Here is a 25,606-nt window from a genome sequence, read left to right on the forward strand (position 1 = left end):
GAATGGCGCTCCTGAAGCTTGAGGGTGTTACGAAAAGGTTCGGCGGGCTTGTTGCCGTGGATCACGTTGACCTCGAGGTTCACGAGGGTGAGGCAATAGGCATAGTCGGGCCTAACGGAAGCGGAAAAACAACTCTCTACAACCTCATAAGCGGCGTTTACATTCCGGACGAGGGGAGGATAATCTTCGATGGAAAGGATATAACCACACTTCCAGCCCACGCGAGAACCCCTCTCGGTCTCGCGAGGACGTTCCAGATCCCTCGCCCATTCGGCTCAGCGACGGTCAGGGAGAACGTGGCCATAGGCGCAATGTTCGGGAGAGCCAAGCTTGACGTCGAATCCGCGCTGAGGGAGGCTGACGAGTACCTGAAGATGGTCGGCATTTACGAGCTCAGGGATAAGGAGGCGAAGCTCCTCACACCTCTCGAGAAGAGGCTCATGGAGCTTGCGAGGGCTCTTGCGATGAAGCCGAAGATGCTGCTGCTTGACGAGGTCATGGCGGGGATGAACCCATCCGACGTTGACAGGATAATAGAGCTGCTGAAGAAGGTGAGGAGGGAGGAGAACATCGCCGTGGTTTCGATGGTCGAGCACCTCATGCACGCGATAACGAAGTTCGCTGAGAGGGTTATAGTGATGCATCAGGGGAAGAAGCTCATTGAGGGTGAGACGATGCAGGTTCTGAACGATCCCAAGGTTATTGAGGTTTACCTCGGCAAGAAGGTGGTCTGAATGCTGTTCGTTAAGGATCTCGAAGCTGGCTATGGGGAGATGCAGGTTCTCTGGGGCGTGAATCTGGAGGTCAGGAAGGGCACGATAACCACCATCCTCGGCCCGAACGGGGCTGGCAAGACAACAACCTTGCGGGCAATATTCGGCCTCAACAGGCCCTGGAAGGGTGTTGTGGAGTTCGATGGCAAGGACGTCACGTACATGCCGCCGCACAGGAAGGTTGAGGAAGGGATGACGATGGTTCTCGAGGGCAGGCATCTCTTCCCCTCAATGACAGTTGAGGAGAACCTGATGCTTGGGGCATACACGAAGCATGCTGAGGAGAGGCTTGAAGACTCTCTCGAGCTCGTCTACACTCTATTCCCGAGACTCAAGGAGAGGAAAAAGCAGAAGGCTGGAACCATGAGCGGTGGAGAGCAGCAGATGCTGGCCATCGCGAGAGCGCTCATGACCGCGCCCAAACTCATACTCATGGACGAGCCAAGCCAGGGACTGGCGCCAAAGCTCGTGGCCGAGGTGTTCGAGACGATATCGAGGCTGAAGGACGAGGGGCTCACGATACTGCTTGTCGAGCAGAACGTGTTCGCATCTCTCGAGATCTCAGACTACGCCTACGTCCTTGGAGAGGGAATGGTGGTTGCCGAAGGAACGGTGGACGAGATAAAGGAGTCGGAAGCTGTGAAGAGGGCCTACGTGGGGGTGTAGGCATGATAGTGGCCGCAATTGACAGGAGAGAGAGGCTGGAGAAGATCGTCACGTTTGCAGCTGAGGAGGCGAAGATGAGGGGAGTGAAGCTCCACATAATTCACTCAATGCATGGTGGCTCGAGAACGAGCAGGGAGGAGGTTGAGCAGGCCGAGGATATGCTTGGCGAGGCCGAGAGGCTTGCAGAGAAGATCGGTGCTGAGGTTGAGACCCACCTGCTTATGAGGGGAAACGACCCTGCAAAGGACATCCTCCTCTTCTGCGATGAGGTCAAGGCAGAGCTTCTCGTCATAGGAGTCAGGAAGAGAAGTCCCGCGGGCAAGCTCCTCTTCGGAAGCACGGCTCAGCAGGTCATTCTTGAGGCTGAGATTCCTGTGGTCTGCATAAAGTGAGGTGGTGGTATGGGGGAGAAACCGCTTGAAGGCATAACTGTAATCGAACTCGGTCAGGCTGTGGCCGGGCCGTATGTTGGCACTCTGCTGGCGGATCTTGGGGCAGAGGTGATACACATAGAGAGGCCCGGCGTGGGAGATCTGGCCAGACACTGGATTCCGATACGCGGAGATCTGAGCTTTTACTTCGCGGTTGCGAACAGAAACAAGAAGTCAATGACCCTCGACCTGAAGAAGGATGAGGGGAGGGAGATCTTCTTCAAGCTCGCGAGGAATGCTGACGTCATAATCGAGAACTTCGTGCCGGGGGTCGTGAAGAAGCTCGGCGTTGATTACGAGAGCGTGAAGAAGGTGAAGCCGGACATAATCTACTGCCACATTTCTGGATTTGGACAGACAGGGCCGTACAGGGACAGACCGGCCTTCGATCAGGTGATGCAGGGTGAGACGGGGATAATAAGCTACACCGGCACGAAGGAGCACCCTTCGAAGGTGAACGTGCCGATAACCGACTTGCTCGCTGCGCTGTATGGGGTTTACGCGGTGATGGTGGCGCTGTTCAACAGGGAGAGGACTGGCAGGGGAATGGAGATCGACGTCTCGCTCTTTGACTGTGCGGTGACACTGATGATGAACCTGATGAACATGGTTCTGATCGAGGGAATGAAGGACGAGGATCTGAGGATGGGGTCGAAGTACTTCCTCGCAACGCCTTACGAGCCGTATCCTGCCGGAGACGGGAAGCTGGTGAACATCGTCGTGGCCACTGAGTGGCACTGGAAGGCCTTCTGCAAGGCGGTTGGGTTGGAGCACATAATGGACGACCCCCGCTTCGCGACGAATCAGGACAGGCTGAAGCACAGAGAGGAGCTGGAGAAGATAATAGTGGAGAAGCTGAAGGAGAAGAGCAGGGACGAGTGGATAGAGATCCTGCTTGAGGCTGGAGTGCCGTGCGGAGCGGTGAACACGATCGAGGAGGTTGTGAACCACCCGCAGACGAAGGCCAGGAACGTGATAGTGGACGTCGATTACCCGGGGCTGGGCAAGATAAAGCTTTTCAACAACCCTGTGAAGTTCTCCGACTTCGAGGTTGAGGTCAACAGACCGCCGAAGCTTGGGGAGCACACGGAGGAGATTCTGGAGAGGATCGGTTACGGGAAGAGCGAGATAGAGCGCCTGAGGTCTGAGGGCGTAATCTAACCTTTTTTATGAGGCTCGACAGAACCCTTGTTGAGATTCTCGAAGCCCTCGCCAGCGGGGGTGTCAGAAGCTCCTACTCCATTTCCTCTCACCTCAGGCAGAGGGGCATAGCGATAGACCCGAGGACCGTGAGGTACCACCTCAAGAAGCTCGAGAAGATGGGCTACGTTAGGAGGGTCAAGAGGGGGGCGAGTTTAACGGAGAGCGGTGCCGAGCTTCTGAGGAGGATAAACGTTTTCGAGAGGCTCGGCGAGTTCACGGACGTGATCGAGTTCAACGCCTACCACTGCACGTTCGACATTCTTAGAATGTCGGGCACAGTTCCGACTGACGTTGCGGTGATTGACAAGAGCGACTTCGAGAGGGCTGGGGAGATAATCCTCGAGACCTCCGGAGCGGAGTTCCTAATCTCCAACCTCATCAGCGTTGCGGACGAGGGCGAGGTGATGGACAGCTATGTGATTGAGGAGGGGAAGGTGGCCATAGCCGTGATCTCCAACACAATCTTCGACGTGATCCTTAGAAGGGCGGGAATCAACCTCCTGCCCGAATATGCAGGGCTGCTCTACTGGAAGAACTCTCCCGTGGGGATAAGAGACGTGATAAGCTACTCGGGAACGACTCTCAGCCCTGGGTGGCTCTTCCTGAAGTCCGGGCTCACGAGCGTGTGGGGGGCTGTGAGGTCTGGAGAAGGTTACCTGATCACGGCCATCAGGAGCCTTAGCAAGCACGCCGTTGAGATTGCTGAAAAGGAGATTGAGAGGGCAGAGTCGAGGGGGTTTGGTGGGGTCGTCTATCTGGAGGGCTTTTCTCAGAACAGCCTGAACATCCCTCCCGGGGTCAGGGCGAGGCTCGTTGTGGCTGCAGGGCTGAACTACCTCGCACCCCTCATAGAGAACGGCATCAGGGCTGAGCTGAGGGTTAACGAGATCTTCCTCGACTACAGGGAGTTCTCGAGTCCTGAGAGGGACCTCTGATCACTCTATCTCCTTGAACACAACCTTCATGCCGTTCAGCAGAATCTTTCTCGTGTTCTCATCCAGATCCCTGATCAGCTCCTCAAGCTCCTGAATCTCTCCAAAGTCTCCGGTTTCTGCGAGTCTTATCGCTGCGAGGGGGTTCTTTGTCCTGCTGAGGTACTCGTAGACCTGATTCACGATGTTGGAGTTCAAGCCCATGCTGTCCATCAGCCACCTCAGCCACGCGACCCTTGCCTCCTTGGATGCTATGTCTACGATCCTCTCCTCAACCTCCAGCAGAACCTTTCCGAGGATGAAGTAGAGCTCGAGGATCTCCTCCTTCTCCCACTTTGTTATGTGCCTCATCAGAACCTCGTCAATCTTCTTCTGAATGTCCTTCATCCTGTAGACGATGTACATCAGGTCCTCTATCCCCTTGCTGAACTTGTACTCCTCGTCCCTCCTTATCTCGAAGATCCACACCCTTCTCAGCGTTTCGTTGATGGTCTTCATGTCGAGCTGGAGGAACTCCTTCCTCGTTCTGAACATCTCCTCGATCTCGAGCCTGTTTGGTAGGACGACGTCGTTTATTATGCTCGATATCTCGACAAGCCTCGTGAAGAGTATGTAGAAAACGGGGTTGAATATGTTCCCGGTCTTCTTCAGCTTCACAGCTCTCCTGACGAACTCCTCGTCGAAGATGTCTCTGATCTCCTCCTCAAACCCCATAGTGACCCCTTAGTGCCTTCAATTCGTCCTTCTGCTCTAAAAACATTTCCTTCATCTTCCTGAGCACGTCGTAGTGCTCTACCATCCACTCGTAGCTCAGCGTCTTTCCAGCCTCGACCACCTCGAGGCTCAAGCTCAGCTTGGAATGGCAGATCGGACATTCAAGCAGCTCGCCTGAGGGCTTGAACACCTCCGAGAAGCAGACAGGGCACTGACCGTCAAACCTTATCTCCTTCCCGCTTTTTATCGCATCAACGAGCATGTCCAGCTTCCTCACGTTCTCGTCCTTCAGCACCTCTCCCGGCAGGGCAGCGTGTATGGGCACGACCGCAAGTGGTGAGATGCCGAGAACTCTCAGGAGGGTGTTGTAGGTGTTGGAAGCCCATCCCCTGAGCTCTTCGAATCCGTAGAAGTAGACAACCGCTCCCTTCTTGTTTTTGAACTCCTCAAAGTACTGCAGAGCCATGAACATCCTGTCGAGGAGCATCTTCATCTTTCCCGTCAAGTCGAGCCAGTAAACGGGCGAGGAGATCAGGACGAAGTCAGCCTCCCTTATTTTCTGGAGTATCTCGTTGACGTCATCCTCAATCGAGCATTCCTGGCCAAACAGGCACGCATAGCAGGCCTTGCACGGCTGGATGTCCTTCTCTACGACATTCAGAATCTCAAGCTCTGCGTTCAGCTTCTTCGCGATGTAGCTTGCCGCGATTAGGCTGTTTCCCTTCCTCTTGGTGCCGGTTATCGCGAGAATCTTCATGGACAATGCTGAGGATTAAAAAAATAAAACCCTTTCTATTCCTCGTAGTAGTCGTCAAACTCGTCGTAATCAAGATCATCCTCAAAATCGTCTTCCCTCTCCTCCGAAAAGTCCTTCTCCAGATCCTCTGGGTCAAACTCCTCGTTTGTGTCGAGAAGTATGAACCTCCCGTCCTCGTAAATCAGCACAGCCCCGCAGAAGTCACACTGTATCTCCACGCCCTCGTAGAGGTCTCTGATCTCCACATCCTCTCCGCATGACGGACAGACGATGATCTTCATTACAACCCCCCAGATGGGCTAAAATTTAAACCTTTCGCTGAATTTTGGGACTGTGAGAACTCTGGAAAACCGACACTTTGCTTTCATTTCCACATCTTTTCCTTTATCCAGCATTGGTCACTTTGTGAGTGCATATGCCTTTTCCAGACTATGGAACAATCATTTATAGGCAGTTCTGAGAAGTTTCACCTTAGTTATTTGTGATGTTTCAATATAGGAAGAAAAAATTTGGGGGTGGGAGAATTATGAAAATCGAAATAACGAGAGAGTGTGCACTCGTTGCAATTGCCGCATACGTTGCGGGACTGATGATAGGGGACTTCGTAGAGGGGACTCTTGCTCTTTTGCTCATCGTTTTGATATTGTGGGCTGTGAAAGATTTTGTCGGGAGGCTATCGAACAATTCGGGGAAAAATTGTGGCAACGGTGATTCAGCACTTCAAAACTCGTCAGACGAGATATCAATCCCGCTGAGGTCGTTAAAGGATAACGAGAGACGAGTAGTTGAGTGCCTTCACGAGTTTGGGGAGATGACTCAGGTGGAGCTATCTGCAAGGACAGGTATTCCCAAATCTACTTTGTCAAGGATATTGCGAAGTCTTGAGGAGGGGGGATTGTTGAGAGATACAGCAACGGAATGAGCAAAACTGTCAGGCTCAGGAAAACGTACAAACGAAGACAATAAAGCTCATTTGGGAGCAGATTAGCTCATAAAAATTTTGAAAATTAAATCAGGTCGAGAACGATCACACCTCCATTTTCCACCTGCTCGTCAGACACCTCAAGTGTCTTCACGACTCCACCGCTTTCTATTGTGTAGGCTGACATCGGCTTCACAGGGTACGTGGTGTTCTGCGCGTAGGGCAGGATTAGCTCGTACTCTCCGTTAACCACTTTCACTTTCTGGATGTACTCGAATGTCCTGCCCTGATTGGTCTTGATCGTGACCTTGGCTGTTACCTCATCACCGCTCGCCTTGCCCTTCACTGTAACTCCCTTTACCCTCTCGAAGACCTTTACATAGCCCGTGGACAGGGCATCCACCTTGCCAAATCCCAGCTTCTTGTCGTACAGGGAGTTGTAGATATTCCTGTACGCAAGCTCCTGGAAGCCTGAGTACGTGTTGGTGCCGAATCCGCTTTCGTACACCATCCTGTAGTGCTTCAGCCCCCTCCCATCGAAGATGTGGAGCTTTGCCTCCATCGTTCTGTAGTAGTTCTCGCTCGGTATGTTTATGCCCGAGATCGGCCTCGCGCCGAGCGGGACTCTTCCGGTTAGCGATATACCCAGATTCCCCTGCACGTCCACATAAACTATGCCGGAGCCTGCGAAGTACATCTGTCCTGCTTTTTCGAGGCTCCCTTCGGCCCACACGGCCATCGCATAGAATTTGCCGGTCGCCATTTCAACGTCGCTGACCACGTACTTGACTCCGAGCTTTTCTGCTATGCTGTCTGCATAGCTCTCGTTGAATGCTGTAAAGAACGGTGCCGCTCCGGGAACGTTGTTGTATTTATTGCCAATGCCCTGCTGGAACGGGTTCGCGACAGGGATGCGATGGGCTATCGCGGTGATCCAGTGTCCGTAGTCCCACCAGCTCATTACGCTGTAAACGCCCTCTGGATAGTAGGGATACGGCTCCCTGAAGTTCTCCGGTGACTTGTAAAGCTGGTAGTAGAACTCGTCGTAAACCTCCTTGCCAGGGGTGTTGTCCCTCATCCACGTAAGCGCATCGTACCACTGCTTGTTTATCCCGCCGGCAGAGTATCTGCTGTACTCGTTTGCTTGAGAAAATGTTGGATACACCAGAACGAGCAGCACGAGAATTCCAGCAATCACACTTCTGGCCCCAATTTTCTTCATGGCCCTCTCGTCACTTCTGATTGCAGCGGAGATGTAATCGTAGAATCTAACTCTTTCGAGAATCTCGCTTGCTATAGCAGATGCAAACACCGCTGAGACAACTCCGAAGTAGTATGCGAACCTGTTCTGTCCCGCAAGGGCAACGAGCATGGCAAAGCCCCATATCAGGATGAACAGGAGCTTCTCGTCCTTCGTTTTGATGAACCTGTACGCGTAGTAGAACATCGCCGGAATTGCGAAGAAGAAGGTTATGCTGAAGTTCTGCCACGCCGGTGTTAAGCTGAACTTTCCGCCCATGGAGAAGAAGGGCTGGACTTCTGCTATCGTGAGCTGTCCACCTCTTGGCTGGACGACTCTGAAAATATACTGCAGATTTCTGGCAAAGTCTGGAGCGAGTGTCAGAACTGCAGCTACGATTATTGCAGACAGCACCACCAGTATGGCGGGAAATGCATATTTCCTGTTAATTCCAAATTTATCGAATATCTTATTTCTGGTATATCTCTCGATAATATAAAAAGCAAGCACAAGTATGGTTGAACCAAAGAGTACAAAGAACTGAAACATAGAGTACCTGTTTGTACTATAATTCGGATATTTAAAGGCAAAAGGAAGGTAGATAAGTGAGGCAACTAAGAATGTGGCCACTGAAACGAACGCAAGGTTTTTTAGATCTGCTTTGTGTGATTCTTTTAACAAAAATGCAAAGAATACAAACAGCAAAATCATGAGGGCTGAGATAAACCCGGGAGCCCACGCCAGCAGGTACATGCCCATGGACACTCCCGCGATGACAGGATACGCGAGCATCTTTGGATTCTTCACTTCTCCAGTGTAGTCTTTCCACCTGTTGTATGCGAGGATGAACGTGCCGAGGGTCAACGTCTGCCAGAACACCTCCCATATGTGGTGATCGTTGAAGCTCAGAACACTCCTCGCCATTAGCTGACCGGGAATCAGAACCACAACAAATGCGGAGATAACTCCGGCCCTCTTTCCGAAAACCTCCTTTGTCAGGACGTATGCTGGTATTGCCAGCAGTGCTCCGCCAAACGCCGGGATGAATGCGATAGCTGTTCTTATCTCAGCCGGAGTTGTCGCTCCGGTCAGCATAGATACCAGTGCTCCGAGGTAAACCAAGAACGGGCCGAAGTGTGTGTACGTGCCGTAGGGGTAGTGTGTGAACGCATCGAACCATATTCTGCTCGGGAAATTGTGTATTGCTGAGTCTATCAGCCTGAAGTAGTACCATGGATCGTTGCCGCTCAGCCTCGCACCCTCCATCCACGGCACGAAGACGTTGTTCCACGGATTTGCAATTCTCAGGTAAAGGCCAACAGCTATAGCGATGAGAATAAAGGGAATGTGCCAGTACTTCTCCACTTTCTCGTTCATTGGCAGAGGTAAGGCGGGAGGGATAAAAATTTTTCCCGTCATCGCACCTTTTTGGGTCGGAGTTTTAAAGTGCGACTTGAATCTTAATTACTTTGATGAAGGAGGGCATGGTTTGGACAGAAAGAGTTGGAGAGAATAATTATTGCTCCTTGATCAGCGAACGGCGATTTTCAGCAGGTATCGGTTGGGAGGCAAAACATCGAAATCGTTCTTGTAACTGTGGTGAAAGGTTATGGTGTGCTTTGAGATTTCGGAGGAGATAATTTCTGTTTAGAAATCTAAAGCAGCTTTTGCTGTGGACAAAAGGTTATAAACACTCGGCACAAGCTTTCATCAAATGGCTGAGAGGGTTGCAATCTTCATATCAACGCCGGCGCAGTTCCACTTCTACAGGAACATAGTTGAGGGTCTGGAAAAAAGGGGAGTTGAGATCAGACTGCTGTTCAGGGATTACGGAGAAACGCTCGAGGTTGTGGAGGAGTATGATGGCTTCGTGTTCTCAAAAGTCCGATCCAACTGGGACAGGATATACAAGCTCCCCGTGGATGTGCTGAGGGCGAGAAAACACCTGGCGGGCTTTAAACCCGATCTGGTAACCGGCTTTGAGATATATGCGCCCTACACTGCCAAACTCCTTGGGGCGAGAAGTTTCGTGTTTTACGATTCCGAGCCGAGGGTGAACAGGCTTTTAAACCTTCAGATCAGGGCATACCTTCCGTTTGTTGATGCGATACTGACACCCTCTGCATACCTCGACGATCTGGGCAGTAAGCATTTGAGGGTTAATGCATACAAAGAACTCGCATATCTGCACCCGAAGTATTTCACTCCCGACAGGAACGTTCTTGATGAGCTTGGTGTCTCGGAGAATGAGTATGCTATTCTGCGTTTCAATGCATTTGATGCAGCACACGACGTTGGCTTAAAGGGGTTTGGCTTTGAAGAGAAGATCAGGCTCGTGAAAGAGCTTGAGAAACACCTTGATGTTTTCATATCTGCAGAAGGCGATAACATCCCTAAAGAGCTGGAATCAAATGTCCTGAGGGTGTCCAAGAAAAAAATACACCATGTTCTTTATTTCGCGAGGCTTGCAGTCTGCGAGACAGGTACAATGTCCACCGAAGCGGCTTTACTTGGGACTCCAGCAATCTTCATACACCCAAGAGCTTTTGCATTTGGCGTCTTTAAGGAATTGGAAGAGAGGTATGGGCTGCTGTACAGGTTTGACAGCGAGAATTCGGAGGACATATTCGAGAAATCGCTAATGCTGGTCAACCAAAAAGAAGTGAAGAGTGCTTGGAAGGAGAAATTGAGGAAGGTACTAAGGGAAAAGATAGATATTGCAGAGTTCATGGTGTGGTTTGTGGAAAAGTATCCAGAAAGCTTGGAAGAATTTGGAGATAATCCAGATTTGCAATACTCGTTTAGATGGCGTGAGTGATTAGCTATGGGCAGTGTTTGCTGGCCTGCGGGAAAGAAGTTTGCCATCTGTCTGACACATGATGTTGACAGAGTGTACAAGCGTTGGTGGCACAGTTTATACTATTTTGTAAAAACAAGAGATGTTCACCACATCAAGACGTTGTTGGGCGTGAGAGGCAATCCGTACTGGAACTTTGACAGGATCACTGAACTTGAGGAAAAGTATGGTGTGCGCTCAACATTTTTTTTCTTGGAAGAAAAAAAGAAATTTGAAATGACGAATCCTAAAACGTTTCCTCTGTCGTTTGGCTACTACTCCTTTGACGATCCCCGAATTATTCAGGCAATTCGTATGCTCGACTCCGGTGGATGGGAGATCGGTCTTCATGGTTCTTACGAATCGTACAGGAATGAGGATCTCTTGAGGATTGAAAAAAGCAGACTTGAAAAGGTTTTAGGTAAAAAAGTGATCGGAGTGCGACAACATTTCCTGAATTTGGATGTTCCCGGTACTTGGCAGATTCAGAAAAAAGTCGGGTTTAATTATGACGCAAGCTTTGGCTTCAGAGAGAGGGTAGGCTGGAGGGATGGAAAGGATCTCCCGTTTAGACCTTTTGAAGAAGACAATTTCCTTGTTATTCCTCTGACAATTATGGACGTTGCCTTAGAGAGATCAAGCAGGGGTCTCAAAGAAGCAGCAGAAAAAGTAGAGGCAATCTTAAAGTATGCTGAGAGAAGAGGGAGCTTGGTAACTGTCCTCTGGCACCAGAGGGTTTTCAACGAAAGTGAGTTTCCGGGCTGGAGTAAGCTGTACGAAAAAATCATTGTAGAGGGTAAAAGGAGGAATGCGTGGTTTGCAACCTGTAGGGAAGTTTATGAGGTGTTCGAAACATGAAAACAAAAGTGTTGGTTAGCGATGGGGATCATAAAAATGCATTAGCTATTTTAAGAACATTTCGAAATAAATATGAGGTTGACGTTACAACTCCATTTCCGAAATTCCTCACACTTACTGCTTATTCACGATACGTCAAGAACGTTTTTGTGGTAAATGATGAAAACGAAGACATCTACCAAAAAAGGCTGTTTTCAATTTTGGCAAGAAATAAATACGATGTTTTCCTTCCTGTTGGACTTAAAACGTATATCATTTCGTCTAAGTTTAGGGATGAGCTACTTGGAATTGTCAATTCACTTGTACCTACATGGGACTCTATGAAAATTGCATATAACAAAGATGCTACAATGGAGTTTGCAAAGAAAATTGGCATTCCTGTACCAAAAACAATCGTGGTAAGGGGGGAGGAAGACATCAGAGAACTTGAGAATTTTCCCATAGTCCTGAAGTCTTCTGATGAGGCGGGGAAGTTTATAAGATATTGTAACGATGTAAACGAGCTTCGATCCGGATTTTGGCAACTTAGGTCCGAAAGTAAAACAGAAGTCATCGCTCAGGAATACATCAGAGGCTATGGTGTTGGTTTTTACAGTGTGTGCAAGGGTGGAAAGATGTATGCAGTGTTCATGCACCGGAGACTAAAGGAATTTCCGATTACAGGTGGACCAAGTGCAGTAGCTGAATCATTCTACAGCAAAAAATTATTCAAGTACGGTAAAAAAATTTGCAAGAAATTAAAGTGGACGGGACCAATAATGGCAGAGTTTAAGTATTCACCTGAAAAAGACGAGTTCTACCTCATAGAGATCAATCCTAAACTCTGGGGATCACTGGACCTGACAATTTCTGCGGGAGTCAATATACCAGAAATAATAATGGACTTGGCGATGGGAAACGATCCAGAGCCAATAAAAACTTACAAGAAAGTGAAGTTTAGATGGGTGTTTCCAGATGAGCTGAAGGTTTTAATGTCGGGGGGAGAAACCATAAGCGAATTTTTGAGAATAGACAAAGCGACTTATACCAACGTGTCATTGAAGGATCCCTTACCTACTATGTTTCAAATGGCACAAGGATTTGTGTTTGGAACCATCGTTTTGCTAAGTCGAAAAAGGAAATTCCCTCACGGAGTTGTTAAAACATGAGGTTGGGCTTCCATATACATACGAAATATTCCTTTGATTCGTTGATGGACCCAAGAGAGATTCTCAAAACATGCAAAAAAATTAAAGTGGATACTGTGTGTATTACTGATCACAATTCCATTCTTGGATCAATAAAGGCAAAAAAATATGAAAAGGAGATTGGTGTGTCTGTTATTCTCGGGGAAGAAGTGAGAACACAGTATGGTGAGGTGATAGGAGTTTATATTAATGAAGAGATTAGCTCTAGAGATTTTGATGAAGTTATTGATGAAATACGATCTCAGGGTGGAATAAGCGTGTTGCCTCATCCTTTTAGAGGTCATAAAAACGTGGAATATCTTGCATCTCGGGTGGATGTTGTGGAAGTATGGAATGGCCACTCGACTCCTGAAGAAAATGCAAAAGCACTTGAATTGGCTTTAAAGCTTAAGAAACCGGCAATAGTTGGCAGCGATGCTCATTTTTATTCTGAAATTAAAAATGCGATTACAGAGTGTGGGAGTATACTCGATCAAGAGAAAAAATTTTACACCGCTTACCCGTCTCCATATGTAAAAGAGCTTAGCAACATTGTTGGCCATGTACGGAGGGGGAGAATTTGGAATGTGGTGAAACCGGTGTACAGAATGGCAAAAGAGACGATAAAATTTATGTTTCGATGAATGTAAATGGTCGGTGCAAGCATGTAGGATGTAACTATTTGGAGGGGTGAAGGTTTTAATGAGAAATATAGTTTTGATAACTATCGATAGCTTAAGATATGATGCGATATCTGACGAATACACGCCCTTTATATCTCGGCTTAAAGATAAGGGTTTGTTTTTCGAAAGAGCATACAGCCTCAGTAGCTGGACATCTCCTTCGGTAGTTGGTATGCTGACCTCTACGTACCCCCTTATGTATGGTGGAGATCTTAGAATTAGATATCCAAGAGTCTCCGTGGCAGAAATCCTTAAATCCGAGGGATATGCTACTCTGGGATTTACATTTCACCCTTACTTAGATAATAAATATGGTTTTGGTCGTGGATTTGATGTCTATTATGATGAAATACGTGCATCTGATTTGGAAGGTATGTCTAACTCTTCGCAATCAAAAATTGTTGGTGTCATAAAGAAAGTATATGATAGCAAACTTATGCCTAAAATGTTGCGCAATTACATATGGTTAAGGATGCTGTATCGGAGAATAGTCAACCGAAAATTGCCATATGTACCGGGGTTTGAGATCAATACTATGGTTAAAGATCATCTGGAAGATATGGAAGAACCTTTCTTTTTGTGGGTACATTATTTGGACACTCATTTTCCTTACGTGCCTTTAGAGTCGGATAAATCTATGGATAGAATAGCAAAAGTTAATGTCGAAAGAGAGAAGTGGTTTAAGTTCGGTCGTTCTATAGATAAACACATCCTGAACGAGCTTAAAGAATTGTACTTAATTAAAACTAAAGAAGTTGACAAATATGTAGGAGATTTGGTAAATTATTTCAAAGAAATTGGACTTTATAAAGATACAATTTTTGTTATAACGTCAGACCATGGAGAAGAATTTTATGAGCATGGTGGATTCCATCACGAGATGAAGTTATACGAGGAGTTAATTCACGTTCCACTAGTAATTATCGGAAACAAGCTAAAATCTAAGGTAATCTCAGCTAATGTTAGTCACATTGATCTTTTTCCGACTATCTTTGATATACTCGGCATTCCAAAACCTCGTGAATGGATTGGCAAAAATATGCTACTAAATAAATCACATATTGTCTTTAGTGAGGAAGGGCAGAAACACTATGGCAGTGCCTTTGTTGACCATACGGTAAGGCTGGACATATCCTTCGCAAAAATTGCAATTTTGTTTGATGAATGGAAATATATTCGTGGGAGTGATAGTGAAGAACTGTACAATTTGGAGAGAGATCCGACGGAATCGCTGGATCTTGCAGGAAATTCTGAGTATGGCAATATTTTAGATGCCTTCAGGAATTTGTACAAGAGACATTTGGAGACTGTTAAAACGGCCACACCGGAAAAATTTATTGTGTCGAGAGTAGTGAAAAAAAGAATAGTAAAGTATGATAGGCCTGTAGAAAAAGGCTTCGAAAACAATAAACTCTAAAATGGTGTTAGTGAAGAGTATGTATAAGCCTAAGGTTTGTTTGTGGTGCATATCCTCAATTAATTCAGCAGATTTCGTAGAGAGATTTAAGGAGGAGTTCGATATTGTTTCTATTGCGATAGATATTCAGGATGCTAAATTTAAGTATGATTACACATATACTATAAAGATACCAAAATTATTCAATTTAAAAATATTTAGAATTTTATATAGTATTCTTTTTATATTGCCAAGAATGATTTACCTGTTTTCAAAATATGACAAGATTGTTGATTGTCACATCATTCACTATCTTTTTGAGCCATTTACAATACCTATATTTATTGTCAATCCGAAAAAATCTATCCTTTACTTTACTTATGGTTCTGATTACAGATATCCATCTTTAAAATATGTTTTTAAAAAAGTCCTTAATAATAAGGTAAATTTAGTCTTTTCTGGTTCAAGAATAGTCAAAAAAGAGCTTGAATTATTATATGGAACAGAAAGCTCAAAAATTGACACTACTCTAACTTTTGGATGTGACACAGACATATTCAGGCGATTTCCATTAAATTATAGGAACAAACTTAGACAGAAATATCACATTTCTAATGATTTATTTACACTTTTTTATCCTAGGAAACTTACTAGACTTTATAATCATCATCTTGTATTAGAATCGATTAGTTTTTTGAAGAATAATGTTAGAGAAAAAATTAAACTAATTTTAATCAATTATGGTGACCAAAATTATTTTAGTGAATTGATAAAACTTGCAGAAAAACTGGGAATTAAAGACAATGTAATTATTTTTGAAAATAGGTTATCAAAAAAAGAAATGGCAGAAATATATAACATCTCAGATGTCACTCTAAGCATTCCGACCAATGATGGAATTGGCAGATCTAATGTAGAGGCTGTTCTGTGTGGGTCAGTCTTATTATTGAACAAGAATATACTAAACTATAAAATCTTGTTCAGGGATGGCAAGTACTGCAAATACGTTGAACCCACTCCCCAAGCAATCTCTGCGGAACTTGAGGATCTTATACTCCGGCTGGATGAGTTGAAAATAGAAAGTGAGAGGATCCGAATTGCGAGATTTGTAGATTGGGAAAGGAATAAAAAACGAATTGCTAATAAGATCCGAGAAATAATTCAAATTCAGAAATGTGGTGGGAAAAATGGCCGAGGGTAAAAAAGTGGTAATATTCGGAACCAGTAGCTTTGCAGAAGTTGCATACTACTATTTAACAAAAGATAGCCCCTACGAAGTCGTAGCTTTCACAGTAGATAGGAATTTCATCACCAAGAAGGAGAAATTTGGCTTGCCGGTAGTGTCATTCGAAGAAGTTGAAAAAATTTATCCTCCAGAAGAGTTTAAAATGTTCATAGCTGTGGGTTTTGGTAGAGTAAACAGATTAAGAGCAGAAAAATACTATCAAGCTAAGGAAAAAGGCTATGAGCTTATAAGCTATGTTTGTTCAAAAGCAATTGTATGGGATAATGTCAAAATTGGTGACAATTGTTTTATCTTCGAAGCTAACGTAGTTCAGCCTTTTGTAAAAATAGGGAATAATGTAATAATATGGAGTGGAAATCATATAGGGCATCATACTGTTATTGGAGATCACGTTTTCATTGCATCACATGCAGTTATTTCTGGACACTGTAAAATTGGAGCCTATAGCTTTATTGGTGTAAATTCTACGCTGAGAGACGGTATATCTATAGCTGAGGATTGCATTATTGGTGCAAGCGCTTTGATAGTGAAAGACACACAAAAAGGGGGTGTTTATGGTGGGCAACCAGCTAAATTACTTAGAACTGTTTATGAAAAAGAATTAGCAGTTCAGGAGTGATTTGTTATGAAATGGAAAAAGCTGGGTAAAATATTTGAGCCACAAGGCCAATTTGATTGGTTACAAACTCATGCATCGGTTCCCTTTGCAATGCATTTAGGGAAAGACTTGTATAGGATCTATTTCGGTAGCAGAAACAGAGAAAATAAAACTCAGCCGGGATATATAGAAATTAATATAAATAATCCTACTAAAATTCTTTATATCTCGCCTAAGCCTGTTTTAGAATTAGGAGAACCCGGACTCTTCGATGATAGTGCTGTATGGTGTCACTGGATTGTTGAACATGATGGGTTTCTGTATATGTATTATAATGGATGGATGAGAGGTGTTAGTGTTCCGTATTATTCTGCCATTGGTTTGGCAATTAGTGAAGATGGAGGAAAGACTTTCAAGAGATACTCAAGAGCTCCGATAATAGATAGAAATGAATTAGATCCATATTCTACCTATACCTCATGTGTATTAATAGAAGATGATATTTGGAGAATGTGGTATGTTTCTGCAGTAGACTTTAAAAAAGAAAATGGAAAATCAATGTATTATTACCATATAAAATATGCAGAATCGGAGGATGGAATTCATTGGGTGAGGAAAGGAATCGTTTGCATAGACTTTAAGCACCCTAAAGAAACTCGTATAGCTCGTCCTTGTGTGATAAATGAAGATGGGATCTACAAGATGTGGTATAGCTATGCTATCGGCCATGGAGGGTATAAAATAGGTTACGCAGAATCAGAAGATGGAATTCATTGGGTGAGAAAAGACGAAGAAGTTGGAATTGAGGTGTCAGAATCTGGGTGGGACTCTGAAATGGTATGCTACCCGTTCGTGTTTGAACATAAAGGTAAAAAATATATGCTATACAATGGAAATGGATATGGAAAAACAGGAATTGGGCTAGCAGTTATGGAGGTGGATTGATATATGGAGTCAACTAAAATTGATCCACTAAATTTGGAGATTCTAAAAAAACATACTGATAAAATAAAAAAAGAATACGAAATCCATGCCTTAAAATATGACCCAAATTCTCCTGAGGCATCTCACTGGAAGGGGAAAGATAAAGTATGGCTTAGGTTTAAGATCTTAACAGAAATTGATAATTTAAATGGTGGAAAAATTTTGGATTTTGGTTGTGGAAATGCCCTGTTGATGGACTATCTATTGGAAAATAACGTAATATGCGAGTATCATGGGTGGGATATCTCAAAAAAAATGATAGAGATTGGAAAAAATAGACATCCCAATGCGAATTTTAAGGTAGTAGACATTTTAAATGAGAATTTAGAACATTATAAGGATTTTTTTGATTACGTTTTGGTTAGCGGAGTCTTCCACATTAAGGTAGATTCCGATCCAAATGTACACAATGCTTGGATAAAGGAAATTCTATTGAGATTGTGGTCACTTTGTAAAAAAGGCATTGCGGTTAATTTTTTAACTGAGTACGTTGACTGGGAAGATGACGATCTGTATTATTGTTCTATATCTGATATTGTTTCTTTCTGCGTTAGTAATTTAAGCAGATGGTTTGTAATTAGACACGATTATCCGCTATGGGAGTTTACGCTTTACATTTACAAAACTCCAAGAGTGAAACTATGAAAGCCGTGATACTACAACCCATGTACTTGCCGTGGATTGGATATTTTGGGTTAATTGATTTGGCGGATATTTTCGTTTTTTATGATGATGTTCAGTTTGTGGAGCGGTCGTGGCAAAGAAGGAATAGGATAAAAATGCCAAATGGCAAATGGATTTGGTTATCAGTGCCAGTCATCAAAAAATTTGGACAAAAGATAAATGAGGTGAAGGTGAATAATGGGGTAGAGTGGTCAAAAAGGCATTGGCACTCTATCGTACATGCTTATCGTAAAGCGCCGTATTTTAAAGAGTATGAGACTCTTTTTAGGCATGTGTATTCGGTAAGTTGGGATTACTTGGTTGATTTGGATATTTTTTTAATTAAGGAAATATCAAAAATATTGGGGATTGATACTAGATTTGTTTTATCTTCTGAGCTAAATGTATCTGGCGGTAAGACTGATCGTTTGATCAACATATTGACTGAGATTGGTGCTGATGAATATATCTCTGGTCCAGCGGCAAGAGAGTACATCGAACCAATAAAGTTCAAGAAATCTGGAATCAAGTTATATTGGTTTGAGTTTAATCATCCTGTATATCCACAACTATATGGTGAATTTATCCCATATTTGTCTGTTATCGACTTACTATTCAATGTCGGTCCTAAAGCGATAGATTATATACGGGAAGGTGCAGAAGATTCATTGGTTTTGGACGAAAGAACTATATGATTTAGCATTAGGCCAGATTTTTTAGATATTTTAGAGAAAGTAAGATTTTTTAATTCCGACAAGTTTGCTAGCCTTGTATGGTAATGAACATTCCTTTTGCCCGACCATATATAACCCAAGAGGAGATTCGAGCAGTTACAGAAGTGCTGAAATCTGGTTGGTTGTCTATGGGCGAGAAAACGGTTATGTTTGAGAGAGCTTTTGCTGAGTATATTGGTAGTAAATACGCAGTAGCAACAAATTCTTGTACGTCTGCGTTATTCCTTTCTTTGAAAGTACTTGGTATTGGTAGAGGGGATGAAGTGATACTTCCTACGTTTACTTTTACGGCAACTGCCAATACAGTCGTACATTGCGGAGCAAAACCGGTTTTTGTAGATATTGATGAGAAAACATATAATATTGACCCAGATAGTGTGGAAGAGAGGATTACCGATAATACAAAAGCAATAATTGTAGTACATTATGCTGGGCAACCAGCAGATATGCGAAAAATTATGAAAATCGCTAAGACTTATGGTTTAAAGGTGATAGAAGATGCTGCCCACGCTGCAGGTGCAAAATATGAAAACGGTAAAAAAGTGGGCGCATTGGGCAATTTAACTTGTTTTAGTTTTTATGCTACGAAGCCCATGACTACTGGTGAGGGCGGTATGATCACTCTGGATGATGGCTATTTAGCTGATAAGTTAAGAATATTGAGACTCCATGGCATTAGCAAAGACGCGTGGAAAAGGTATTTAGAAAATAATAGCTGGTATTATGAAGTGATAGAAGCAGGCTATAAATGTAACCCAACTGATTTAGCTTCAGCTATTGGGCTGGAACAACTTAGGAAACTGGATTGGATGAATACACGCAGAAAAAAAATTGCTGAGTATTATAATGAACATCTAAATGATTTAGATATCATATTGCCTTATGTGAGACCAAAAATTGAATCTGCATATCACTTGTATCCTATACGTCTAGTTAAATATAATAGAGATAAATTTATAAATGAAATGGCCAAACGGGGTGTTGGTACAAGTGTACATTTCATGCCTCTTCATCTCACACGATTCTATCGGAAAATGTTCAAATACAAAAAAGGTGATTTTCCCGTGGCTGAGAGGGTATTTAGGAGCATCGTGTCACTACCCATATATCCTCAATTGACCGAACGTCATTTGGAATATGTTGTTAGGTGTGTAAAAGAAATACTAAAACCGCGGTGATAAAGTATGCTGAAAAAGAATCAAATTAGAGACATGTTTGAAGATAAAACAATACTAATAACTGGAGGGCTTGGCAGTATTGGGTCAGAAATAGTTAAGCAGGTTTTGAATTACTGCCCAAAAGAGGTTCGTGTGTTAGACAATAGAGAAACTGAATTATTTTACTTTAAAAGGAAATTTGAGAAGGTACATAATATGTCTTTTTTGTTTGGAGATGTTAGGGATATGGATAGATTGATAGAATTAACAAACGATGTGGATATTATTTTTCACGCAGCCGCAATGAAACATGTGATATTGTGTGAGTACAATCCATTTGAAGCCATAAAAACGAATGTTATAGGGACTCAGAACATCATAAAATGTGCTTTGGACAACAAAGTGGAGAAAGTGATACTGATATCTACTGATAAAGCAGTGAATCCTACTAATGTCATGGGTGCTACAAAGCTCTTAGCAGAAAGGTTAGTCTCAGCTGCATGTTATTATAACAGAGGTCCGAGTAAATTTGGTGTTGTTAGATTTGGAAATGTTTTAGCAACGAGGGGTTCGGTGTTGGAAGTTTGGCAGACTCAGCTAAATGAAGGGAAGAAAATAACGGTTACTAACCCGGAGATGACGAGATTCTTTATGGATGTGGAGGAAAGTGTTAAGCTCATATTTCAAGCGGCATATTATGCCGAAAATGGGGAAGTATTCATATTGAAAATGCCGTCTGTAAAGATTGGCGTTTTGGCAGAAGCGTTTTTGGAAGTTATGGGTTATCCCCCAGATCATTTTGAGATTGTTGGTATGAGAATCGGTGAAAAGATGCATGAAGAATTAATATCAAAGAATGAAAGTGATCTTCTACTTGAAAGTGAAGATCTATTTGTGAGACTTCCGATAATATTTTCCGAATATACTGAATATATAAAAACCAATGAGTATTTGAGATTTGTGAAGCTTGGCTTTAAAAAAGCTTCAGTAAGTGGTTTTTCTTCGAATAATGATGAATATTTATTATCAAAAGATCAAATAAAAAATGTTTTAAAAAAAATGTTAAAACCTGAGATTGATTAAATGTGTTTGTTAGTTTATTGTTTCTCTGATTTTAATTACATATTGCAATTTATTTTCTGATCAAAGCTATCAGGTATTTCAGATCTTCTTTTTTAACCCCTTTTATTATATAAAGTGTTACAAAATACACAGCAACCCCTATGAGAATCATCAGAACTCCTTCCACAATTGATGTCGGGCTAAATGTTACAAGAAACGCTACCATAACTAGGCTTGCCACAATCGGCTTTAGTAGGTGAGAGGGTGTGAAGAACACGTCAAAATGTATTTTCGAGAGATAAGCGAGGATACACCACACCACCATGTTTGAAGCGATTGTTGCAATAGCTGCCCCAATAATTCCAAATTTTGGAATCATTAGGTAGTTAAGGAGGATGTTCAATGCCATCCCTAAAAGTATGACTTTAACAGGGTATTCTGGCATCTCTTTTGCGTTAAATATCACCCCCCAGAATCCAACTGCGCTCCTAAGTATCAGAAAGGACAATATCCAGAAGACCGGCACAGCTGAAAGGTATTCCGGCCCATAGATTGCTAAGACGATCTCTTTAGATATTGCAGGGAGCCCGAAAGATGCGGGCACAGCAATCATCGCAGAGTATTTGAAAACCCTGTTGAACGCATTTTTCAGGTCATCTCTTCCCAGCTGTACGAAAACTGGGAACAGTACTACTGGGAGTGACAGAATTCCTGCCACTGCTCCAATAATCGTGTAGCTTGCTCTGTAGTAGCCAACATACTCTGCAGGTAGAAACGTACCGATCATAACAGAATCCACGTATGTAAACACTGTCCAAGCAATGCCGCTGATCGTTAGGTATCCTGTGAACCTGAGCACCCTTAGTATGTCTATTTTTTCGGCTTTGCCAATAACATATGTTTTGTATTTCTTGAGCAGCAAGATGGCGAGGGATAAGAGGGAGGCGAGTGATGCGACTACAAAGCCAAAAATCGCCCCGACGACAGAGTAGCCGAGGGTTACGAGAGTTATTATCGTTGTAGCTCTGAAAAATTCGTATGTACTTGACTTAACGAAGTTGGCTCTGAAATCATTGAGTCCATTGAATATTCCTATGAGGAATCCAGATATTGGATAAAATAAGACAAAACCTGAGACTACTTTTAATGGCAACGATAAATCTGGTTTGTGAAATACATTTGTTGAGAGAATATCGGATAGTAGAACGAGAGAAGCGGAAACGATAACTGCCAAAATAGCTTTGATCTTTCCAAGCTCTCGGATGTATCCTCTTGCAAGTGAAATTTCCCTTTTGCCGATGGCATCGGAAACGTATCTGATTACTGTCTGGTTTATTCCAAAATCTGTCAGGGAGATTATCAAAAGCGCTATTGAAATTGTCAGGGAGTATATTCCGAAATCAACAGGGCCGAGGGCTCTTGCGAGGAAGACTGTAATTATTATTCCGGAAATATTGCCTATAAGTATCGCGGAACTGTTGTAAAGTGCGTTTTTTGCTACTTTTTTTGCCAACACAGCACAATTCGATTGTATAGTGAATTTAATCTTTGCCTAATGTATGGAGTGGACCTCTCGCTACCCACTTTTTCTCGGAACTATCTGTACTGTGGAAATGTTCACAGTTTTGTTATGACTAGGGTGTAGTTCACGCAGCTGTAGCTAATTTTATACTCTAAAAAAGCTAAAGCAAATGAAAGAAACTGGTACTCGGAAAAGATAAGAAGTTAGGGATTTATTGAATTGAATCGAAGATCGGGAAATAGGGGAAGAAAAAGCCATTAAAGATATTGATGCTACGCTTTCAAACCCGTCGAGGGTGAATAAGGCGATAGCAGGAGAATACGTGAAGAAGGATCGTGGCGATAAAATAATGCCTCCCACATGAAATAATCTGGAAATCAAGGGAAGTCGGGAGTTGATGATATTCGTTATCCCGTGAAAATTTTCAGCTCAAAGCAGTCAAACACCACATCCGCCTCTCCCGGCTCCCTCCACCTCAGTCCAAGCTCTTCGACCTCTTTTTGCGTGAACAGCTCGTCGTGAACTCCGACATCCAGACCCTTCTCTACCAGAAGTCTGGCAAGGGCGAGATTCCTGCTGTGGTAGAGCTCCTTCACACCCTTCCTGAACGTAATTCCCCTGATGCAGATCTTGACCTCGCTCAAGGGCTTGTCCACCTTCATGCACTCCAGAACGATCTTCTCAGCCCAGTAGTTGATCATCTCGTCGTTCAGCTCTCTTGAAACTCTGAGCAGCCTTGCATGGTTGAATTTCTCTCTCTTTTCCATCTCCCTTATGAGGAACCATGGATATACGGGGATGCAGTGACCGCCAACCCCGGTTGAGGGCAGGTGGATGTGGCAGTACTCGTGGTTTGCCTTCTCTCTCGCTTCGTAAAAGTCTATTCCGAGCTCCTCTGCAATCTTGAACAGCTCGTTTGCCAGAGCAATGTTCACGTCTCTGTAGCAGCCCTCTATAACCTTTATGAACTCTGCAGTCCTCGCGTTTGAGACGAGATGCAGGTTCGGGATGAACTTCGAATACAGGTCGTAAGCCCTCTCTCCGCTCTCCTCATTCACGCCTCCTATTACCTTGGGAAACTCCCTGAGCCTCGAGATGCTGTACCCGGTCATTATCCTCTCCGGAGAGTATGCAAGGTAAAATTCACCGAGCTCCAGCCCGCTCTCCTCCTCAAGCCACTCCTTCACGAGAGTTTCGGTCGTTCCGGGAGGAACAGTCGTCTCGAGGACAACTATGTCTCCCTTTTTGAGTATCCTTCCGACCCCCCTGAAGGCGGATTCGAGGATGCTGAAGTCCGGGTTTTTGAGCTCGTCAAGGAGCAGGGGAACTATGACGATGTACGCGCTGCAATCGGCAGCGTCCTCATACTTCGGCGTGGCCTTCAGCCTTGTTCCCCCATGTTTGGCTATCAGCTCGTCGAGCCCAGCCTCCTCCGGAATCGGGTTCCTGCCTGAGTTTACCATCTCGCATTTCTTGGGGTCAAGATCTACGCCGACCACCTCAATGCCGGAGTCCGCTATTACGGCAGCAAGCGGAAGCCCAGCCTTTCCGAGGCCTATCACTGCCACCCTCACTCAGTCCACCTCCTGTCTATTCTCACCCTCTCCCCGCAGTGCTCGCATTCGTAGATGAGCGATTCATCATCGCTCTCCACAACCCTCTCAAGCCTTCGTCCGCAGAAGCAAACGAAACCTCTAAGCCTTGCTGGATTACCGTAAACGAGCGCGTGAGGTGGGACGCTTCTGGTAACAACGCTTCCCGCGCCAACCATCGCATACTCTCCGATCTCAATTCCGCACACTATCGTGGAATTTGCGCCTATGCTTGCCCCCTTCCTGACCCTCGTTTCCACAACCCTTTCGTCGCTCCAGATAAACGCCCTCGGATACAGGTCGTTGGTGAACACAACTGCAGGGCCCACGAAAACGTCATCCTCTATAACCACACCCCTGTAAAGCGTGGCGAAGTTCTGGATCTTGACGTTGTTTCCTATGACCACTTCCGTGTCAATGTAGACGCCCTTTCCGATGTTGCAGTTCCTGCCTACCCTCGCCCCCTCCCTGATGTGCACAAAATGCCAGATCCTTGTGCCCTCGCCAATGTTTTCGCTCTCGACTATTGCCGTTGGATGGATGAACGTGCTCAAGCGATCCCCCTCCGAATCATCTCGCAGATTCTGAGGTTGTTCACAGCCTGTTCAGCAGTCACAGGGAATTCAAGCTTTCCGTCAATTGCATCAACAAATGCCTTGAGCTCAACCTTCAGGGGCTCCACCTTGTTTATCAGAACCTTCTCGATGACGTTCTCTTGCAGGTACTTCTCGTTCACGCTCTGATACACGCTCGGTTTCCTGTATATGTAAACCTCCTGAGTCATGAAGTCACCTTCTACTGTCATCTCCTCGTTTTCGAGGTATATCGTCCTTATCTTCTTCGACGAAATTCTGCTCGCAGAGAGGGACGCGACCTTTTCCCCGAACTTAACCAGCACCTGCACGACGTTTCTGTTTCCAGCAGCTGTAATTTTGTAATCACTATGTCCTGAAAAAATGACGTTGAACACAAGGTCTATGTCGTGTATCATGAGATCCTCAACCACCGTGGAGTCTGTGATCCTTGATGAGGCTGGATTGTGTCGCTTTGCGCTGAGGTATGCTACATCGAGCTCAAGGCCCGCGAGCTCGGACACTATCGGGTTGAACCTCTCAATGTGCCCGACACCAAACACGAGATCTCTGCGTTTGCTGAGAAACTCGAGCACCTTCCTCCCCTCATCATAGCTCGATGCGAGGGGCTTCTCAACGAGGGTGTGTTTCCCGGCCTCTATGCTCTCCCGGACGTGCTGAAAGTGGAACTTGGTGGGAGAGCAGATGCTGACCGCGTCCACTTCTCTTAGCAGCTCCTCCACAGAACCGGCAACTCTCACATCATACATCCCGCCAATCCTCTCTGCCTGCTCCCTGTTGGTATCATAGATCACAACATCCTCGACCTTCTTGATCTCGGTCAGAACCCTGACGTGGTTCTTTCCCATTGACCCAACGCCGATGACTCCAAAGATCAT

Annotated in this window: 26 protein-coding genes; 18 read left to right on the forward strand and 8 right to left on the reverse strand. The window is 44.6% G+C overall.

What is annotated here, in order from left to right; all coding sequences use genetic code 11:
- Positions 1-2 precede the first annotated feature (2 nt).
- Genes GAH_RS07150 through GAH_RS07170 form a run of 5 tightly spaced genes read left to right on the forward strand, consistent with a single transcriptional unit; the run spans position 3 to position 4,008 of the window.
- A complete protein-coding gene (locus tag GAH_RS07150) occupies positions 3-734 on the forward strand; it encodes an ABC transporter ATP-binding protein (protein WP_048095697.1) in 732 nt (243 codons plus the stop codon).
- Positions 735-1,439 carry an ABC transporter ATP-binding protein gene (locus GAH_RS07155; RefSeq protein ID WP_048095701.1) on the forward strand — a complete coding sequence of 235 codons (705 nt, stop codon included), beginning with the start codon at positions 735-737 and terminating at the stop codon, positions 1,437-1,439.
- A 2-nt stretch (positions 1,440-1,441) separates the two neighbouring features.
- Positions 1,442-1,831: a universal stress protein gene (locus GAH_RS07160; protein ID WP_048095702.1), complete on the forward strand. Its 390-nt coding sequence runs from the start codon at positions 1,442-1,444 to the stop codon at positions 1,829-1,831.
- 9 nt (positions 1,832-1,840) lie between these two features.
- Entirely contained in the window at positions 1,841-3,031 is a 1,191-nt protein-coding gene (locus tag GAH_RS07165; RefSeq protein ID WP_048095708.1) for a CaiB/BaiF CoA transferase family protein, read from the forward strand.
- Positions 3,032-3,039: 8 nt separating this feature from the next.
- Positions 3,040-4,008 carry an NrpR regulatory domain-containing protein gene (locus tag GAH_RS07170; protein ID WP_048095712.1) on the forward strand — a complete coding sequence of 323 codons (969 nt, stop codon included), beginning with the start codon at positions 3,040-3,042 and terminating at the stop codon, positions 4,006-4,008.
- Here the strand turns inward: GAH_RS07170 and GAH_RS07175 are convergent, their stop codons facing one another.
- The 3 genes from GAH_RS07175 to GAH_RS07185 are packed head-to-tail and all read right to left on the reverse strand — an operon-like array spanning position 4,009 to position 5,757.
- Positions 4,009-4,719, reverse strand: coding sequence for a hypothetical protein (locus GAH_RS07175; RefSeq protein WP_048095717.1), 711 nt, complete (start codon positions 4,717-4,719; stop codon positions 4,009-4,011).
- Complete coding sequence (locus GAH_RS07180) at positions 4,709-5,476, reverse strand: flavodoxin family protein (RefSeq protein WP_048095721.1); 768 nt, start codon at positions 5,474-5,476, stop codon at positions 4,709-4,711. The genes GAH_RS07175 and GAH_RS07180 overlap by 11 nt, the downstream gene beginning before the upstream one ends.
- 35 nt (positions 5,477-5,511) lie before the next feature.
- Positions 5,512-5,757 carry a hypothetical protein gene (locus GAH_RS07185; RefSeq protein WP_048095726.1) on the reverse strand — a complete coding sequence of 82 codons (246 nt, stop codon included), beginning with the start codon at positions 5,755-5,757 and terminating at the stop codon, positions 5,512-5,514.
- A gap of 245 nt (positions 5,758-6,002) precedes the next feature.
- On the opposite strand from GAH_RS07185, the gene GAH_RS07190 reads away from it, so the two are divergent.
- Positions 6,003-6,398 (forward strand): helix-turn-helix transcriptional regulator, encoded by a 396-nt coding sequence (locus GAH_RS07190; protein WP_169745347.1) that lies wholly within the window; start codon positions 6,003-6,005, stop codon positions 6,396-6,398.
- 85 nt (positions 6,399-6,483) lie between these two features.
- On the opposite strand, the gene GAH_RS07195 is transcribed toward GAH_RS07190, so the two are convergent.
- Positions 6,484-9,015, reverse strand: coding sequence for an oligosaccharyl transferase, archaeosortase A system-associated (locus GAH_RS07195; protein WP_048095732.1), 2,532 nt, complete (start codon positions 9,013-9,015; stop codon positions 6,484-6,486).
- Positions 9,016-9,352: 337 nt separating this feature from the next.
- On the opposite strand from GAH_RS07195, the gene GAH_RS07200 reads away from it, so the two are divergent.
- From GAH_RS07200 to GAH_RS07255, 12 genes are all read left to right on the forward strand, one after another.
- On the forward strand, positions 9,353-10,456 hold the full coding sequence (locus GAH_RS07200; RefSeq protein WP_048095735.1) for a DUF354 domain-containing protein: 1,104 nt from the start codon (positions 9,353-9,355) through the stop codon (positions 10,454-10,456).
- Between the two features lie 6 nt (positions 10,457-10,462).
- Positions 10,463-11,332, forward strand: coding sequence for a polysaccharide deacetylase family protein (locus GAH_RS07205; protein ID WP_048095739.1), 870 nt, complete (start codon positions 10,463-10,465; stop codon positions 11,330-11,332).
- A complete protein-coding gene (locus GAH_RS07210) occupies positions 11,329-12,480 on the forward strand; it encodes a carboxylate--amine ligase (RefSeq protein WP_048095742.1) in 1,152 nt (383 codons plus the stop codon). The genes GAH_RS07205 and GAH_RS07210 overlap by 4 nt, the downstream gene beginning before the upstream one ends.
- Positions 12,477-13,142, forward strand: a complete 666-nt coding sequence (locus tag GAH_RS07215; protein WP_048095746.1) for a PHP domain-containing protein — start codon at positions 12,477-12,479, stop codon at positions 13,140-13,142. The genes GAH_RS07210 and GAH_RS07215 overlap by 4 nt, the downstream gene beginning before the upstream one ends.
- A gap of 58 nt (positions 13,143-13,200) precedes the next feature.
- Positions 13,201-14,598 carry a sulfatase gene (locus tag GAH_RS07220; RefSeq protein WP_048095748.1) on the forward strand — a complete coding sequence of 466 codons (1,398 nt, stop codon included), beginning with the start codon at positions 13,201-13,203 and terminating at the stop codon, positions 14,596-14,598.
- Between the two features lie 19 nt (positions 14,599-14,617).
- Positions 14,618-15,778 carry a glycosyltransferase gene (locus tag GAH_RS07225; RefSeq protein WP_169745348.1) on the forward strand — a complete coding sequence of 387 codons (1,161 nt, stop codon included), beginning with the start codon at positions 14,618-14,620 and terminating at the stop codon, positions 15,776-15,778.
- A complete protein-coding gene (locus GAH_RS07230) occupies positions 15,765-16,442 on the forward strand; it encodes an acetyltransferase (protein WP_048095752.1) in 678 nt (225 codons plus the stop codon). Before GAH_RS07225 ends, GAH_RS07230 begins: the two co-directional genes overlap by 14 nt.
- Before the next feature lie 6 nt (positions 16,443-16,448).
- On the forward strand, positions 16,449-17,366 hold the full coding sequence (locus GAH_RS07235) for a glycoside hydrolase family protein (RefSeq protein WP_048095754.1): 918 nt from the start codon (positions 16,449-16,451) through the stop codon (positions 17,364-17,366).
- Between the two features lie 3 nt (positions 17,367-17,369).
- The gene (locus tag GAH_RS07240) at positions 17,370-18,050 is read left to right on the forward strand and encodes a class I SAM-dependent methyltransferase (protein WP_048095755.1); all 681 of its coding nucleotides are present in this window, start codon (positions 17,370-17,372) and stop codon (positions 18,048-18,050) included.
- Positions 18,047-18,763, forward strand: a complete 717-nt coding sequence (locus GAH_RS07245) for a WbqC family protein (RefSeq protein WP_048095757.1) — start codon at positions 18,047-18,049, stop codon at positions 18,761-18,763. Before GAH_RS07240 ends, GAH_RS07245 begins: the two co-directional genes overlap by 4 nt.
- Positions 18,764-18,840: 77 nt before the next feature.
- Positions 18,841-19,980, forward strand: coding sequence for a DegT/DnrJ/EryC1/StrS family aminotransferase (locus GAH_RS07250; RefSeq protein ID WP_048095759.1), 1,140 nt, complete (start codon positions 18,841-18,843; stop codon positions 19,978-19,980).
- 6 nt (positions 19,981-19,986) lie between these two features.
- Positions 19,987-21,042, forward strand: coding sequence for a polysaccharide biosynthesis protein (locus GAH_RS07255; RefSeq protein ID WP_052747808.1), 1,056 nt, complete (start codon positions 19,987-19,989; stop codon positions 21,040-21,042).
- Between the two features lie 49 nt (positions 21,043-21,091).
- Here the strand turns inward: GAH_RS07255 and GAH_RS07260 are convergent, their stop codons facing one another.
- The 4 genes from GAH_RS07260 to GAH_RS07275 form a co-directional block, all read right to left on the reverse strand.
- Positions 21,092-22,537, reverse strand: coding sequence for an oligosaccharide flippase family protein (locus tag GAH_RS07260; RefSeq protein ID WP_048095761.1), 1,446 nt, complete (start codon positions 22,535-22,537; stop codon positions 21,092-21,094).
- A gap of 413 nt (positions 22,538-22,950) precedes the next feature.
- On the reverse strand, positions 22,951-24,117 hold the full coding sequence (locus GAH_RS07265; protein WP_048095763.1) for a nucleotide sugar dehydrogenase: 1,167 nt from the start codon (positions 24,115-24,117) through the stop codon (positions 22,951-22,953).
- Positions 24,114-24,689: an acyltransferase gene (locus GAH_RS07270; RefSeq protein ID WP_048095765.1), complete on the reverse strand. Its 576-nt coding sequence runs from the start codon at positions 24,687-24,689 to the stop codon at positions 24,114-24,116. Before GAH_RS07270 ends, GAH_RS07265 begins: the two co-directional genes overlap by 4 nt.
- Positions 24,686-25,606 (reverse strand): Gfo/Idh/MocA family protein, encoded by a 921-nt coding sequence (locus GAH_RS07275; protein ID WP_048095766.1) that lies wholly within the window; start codon positions 25,604-25,606, stop codon positions 24,686-24,688. The genes GAH_RS07270 and GAH_RS07275 overlap by 4 nt, the downstream gene beginning before the upstream one ends.

This window comes from Geoglobus ahangari (genome assembly GCF_001006045.1).
Lineage (GTDB): Archaea > Halobacteriota > Archaeoglobi > Archaeoglobales > Archaeoglobaceae > Geoglobus > Geoglobus ahangari.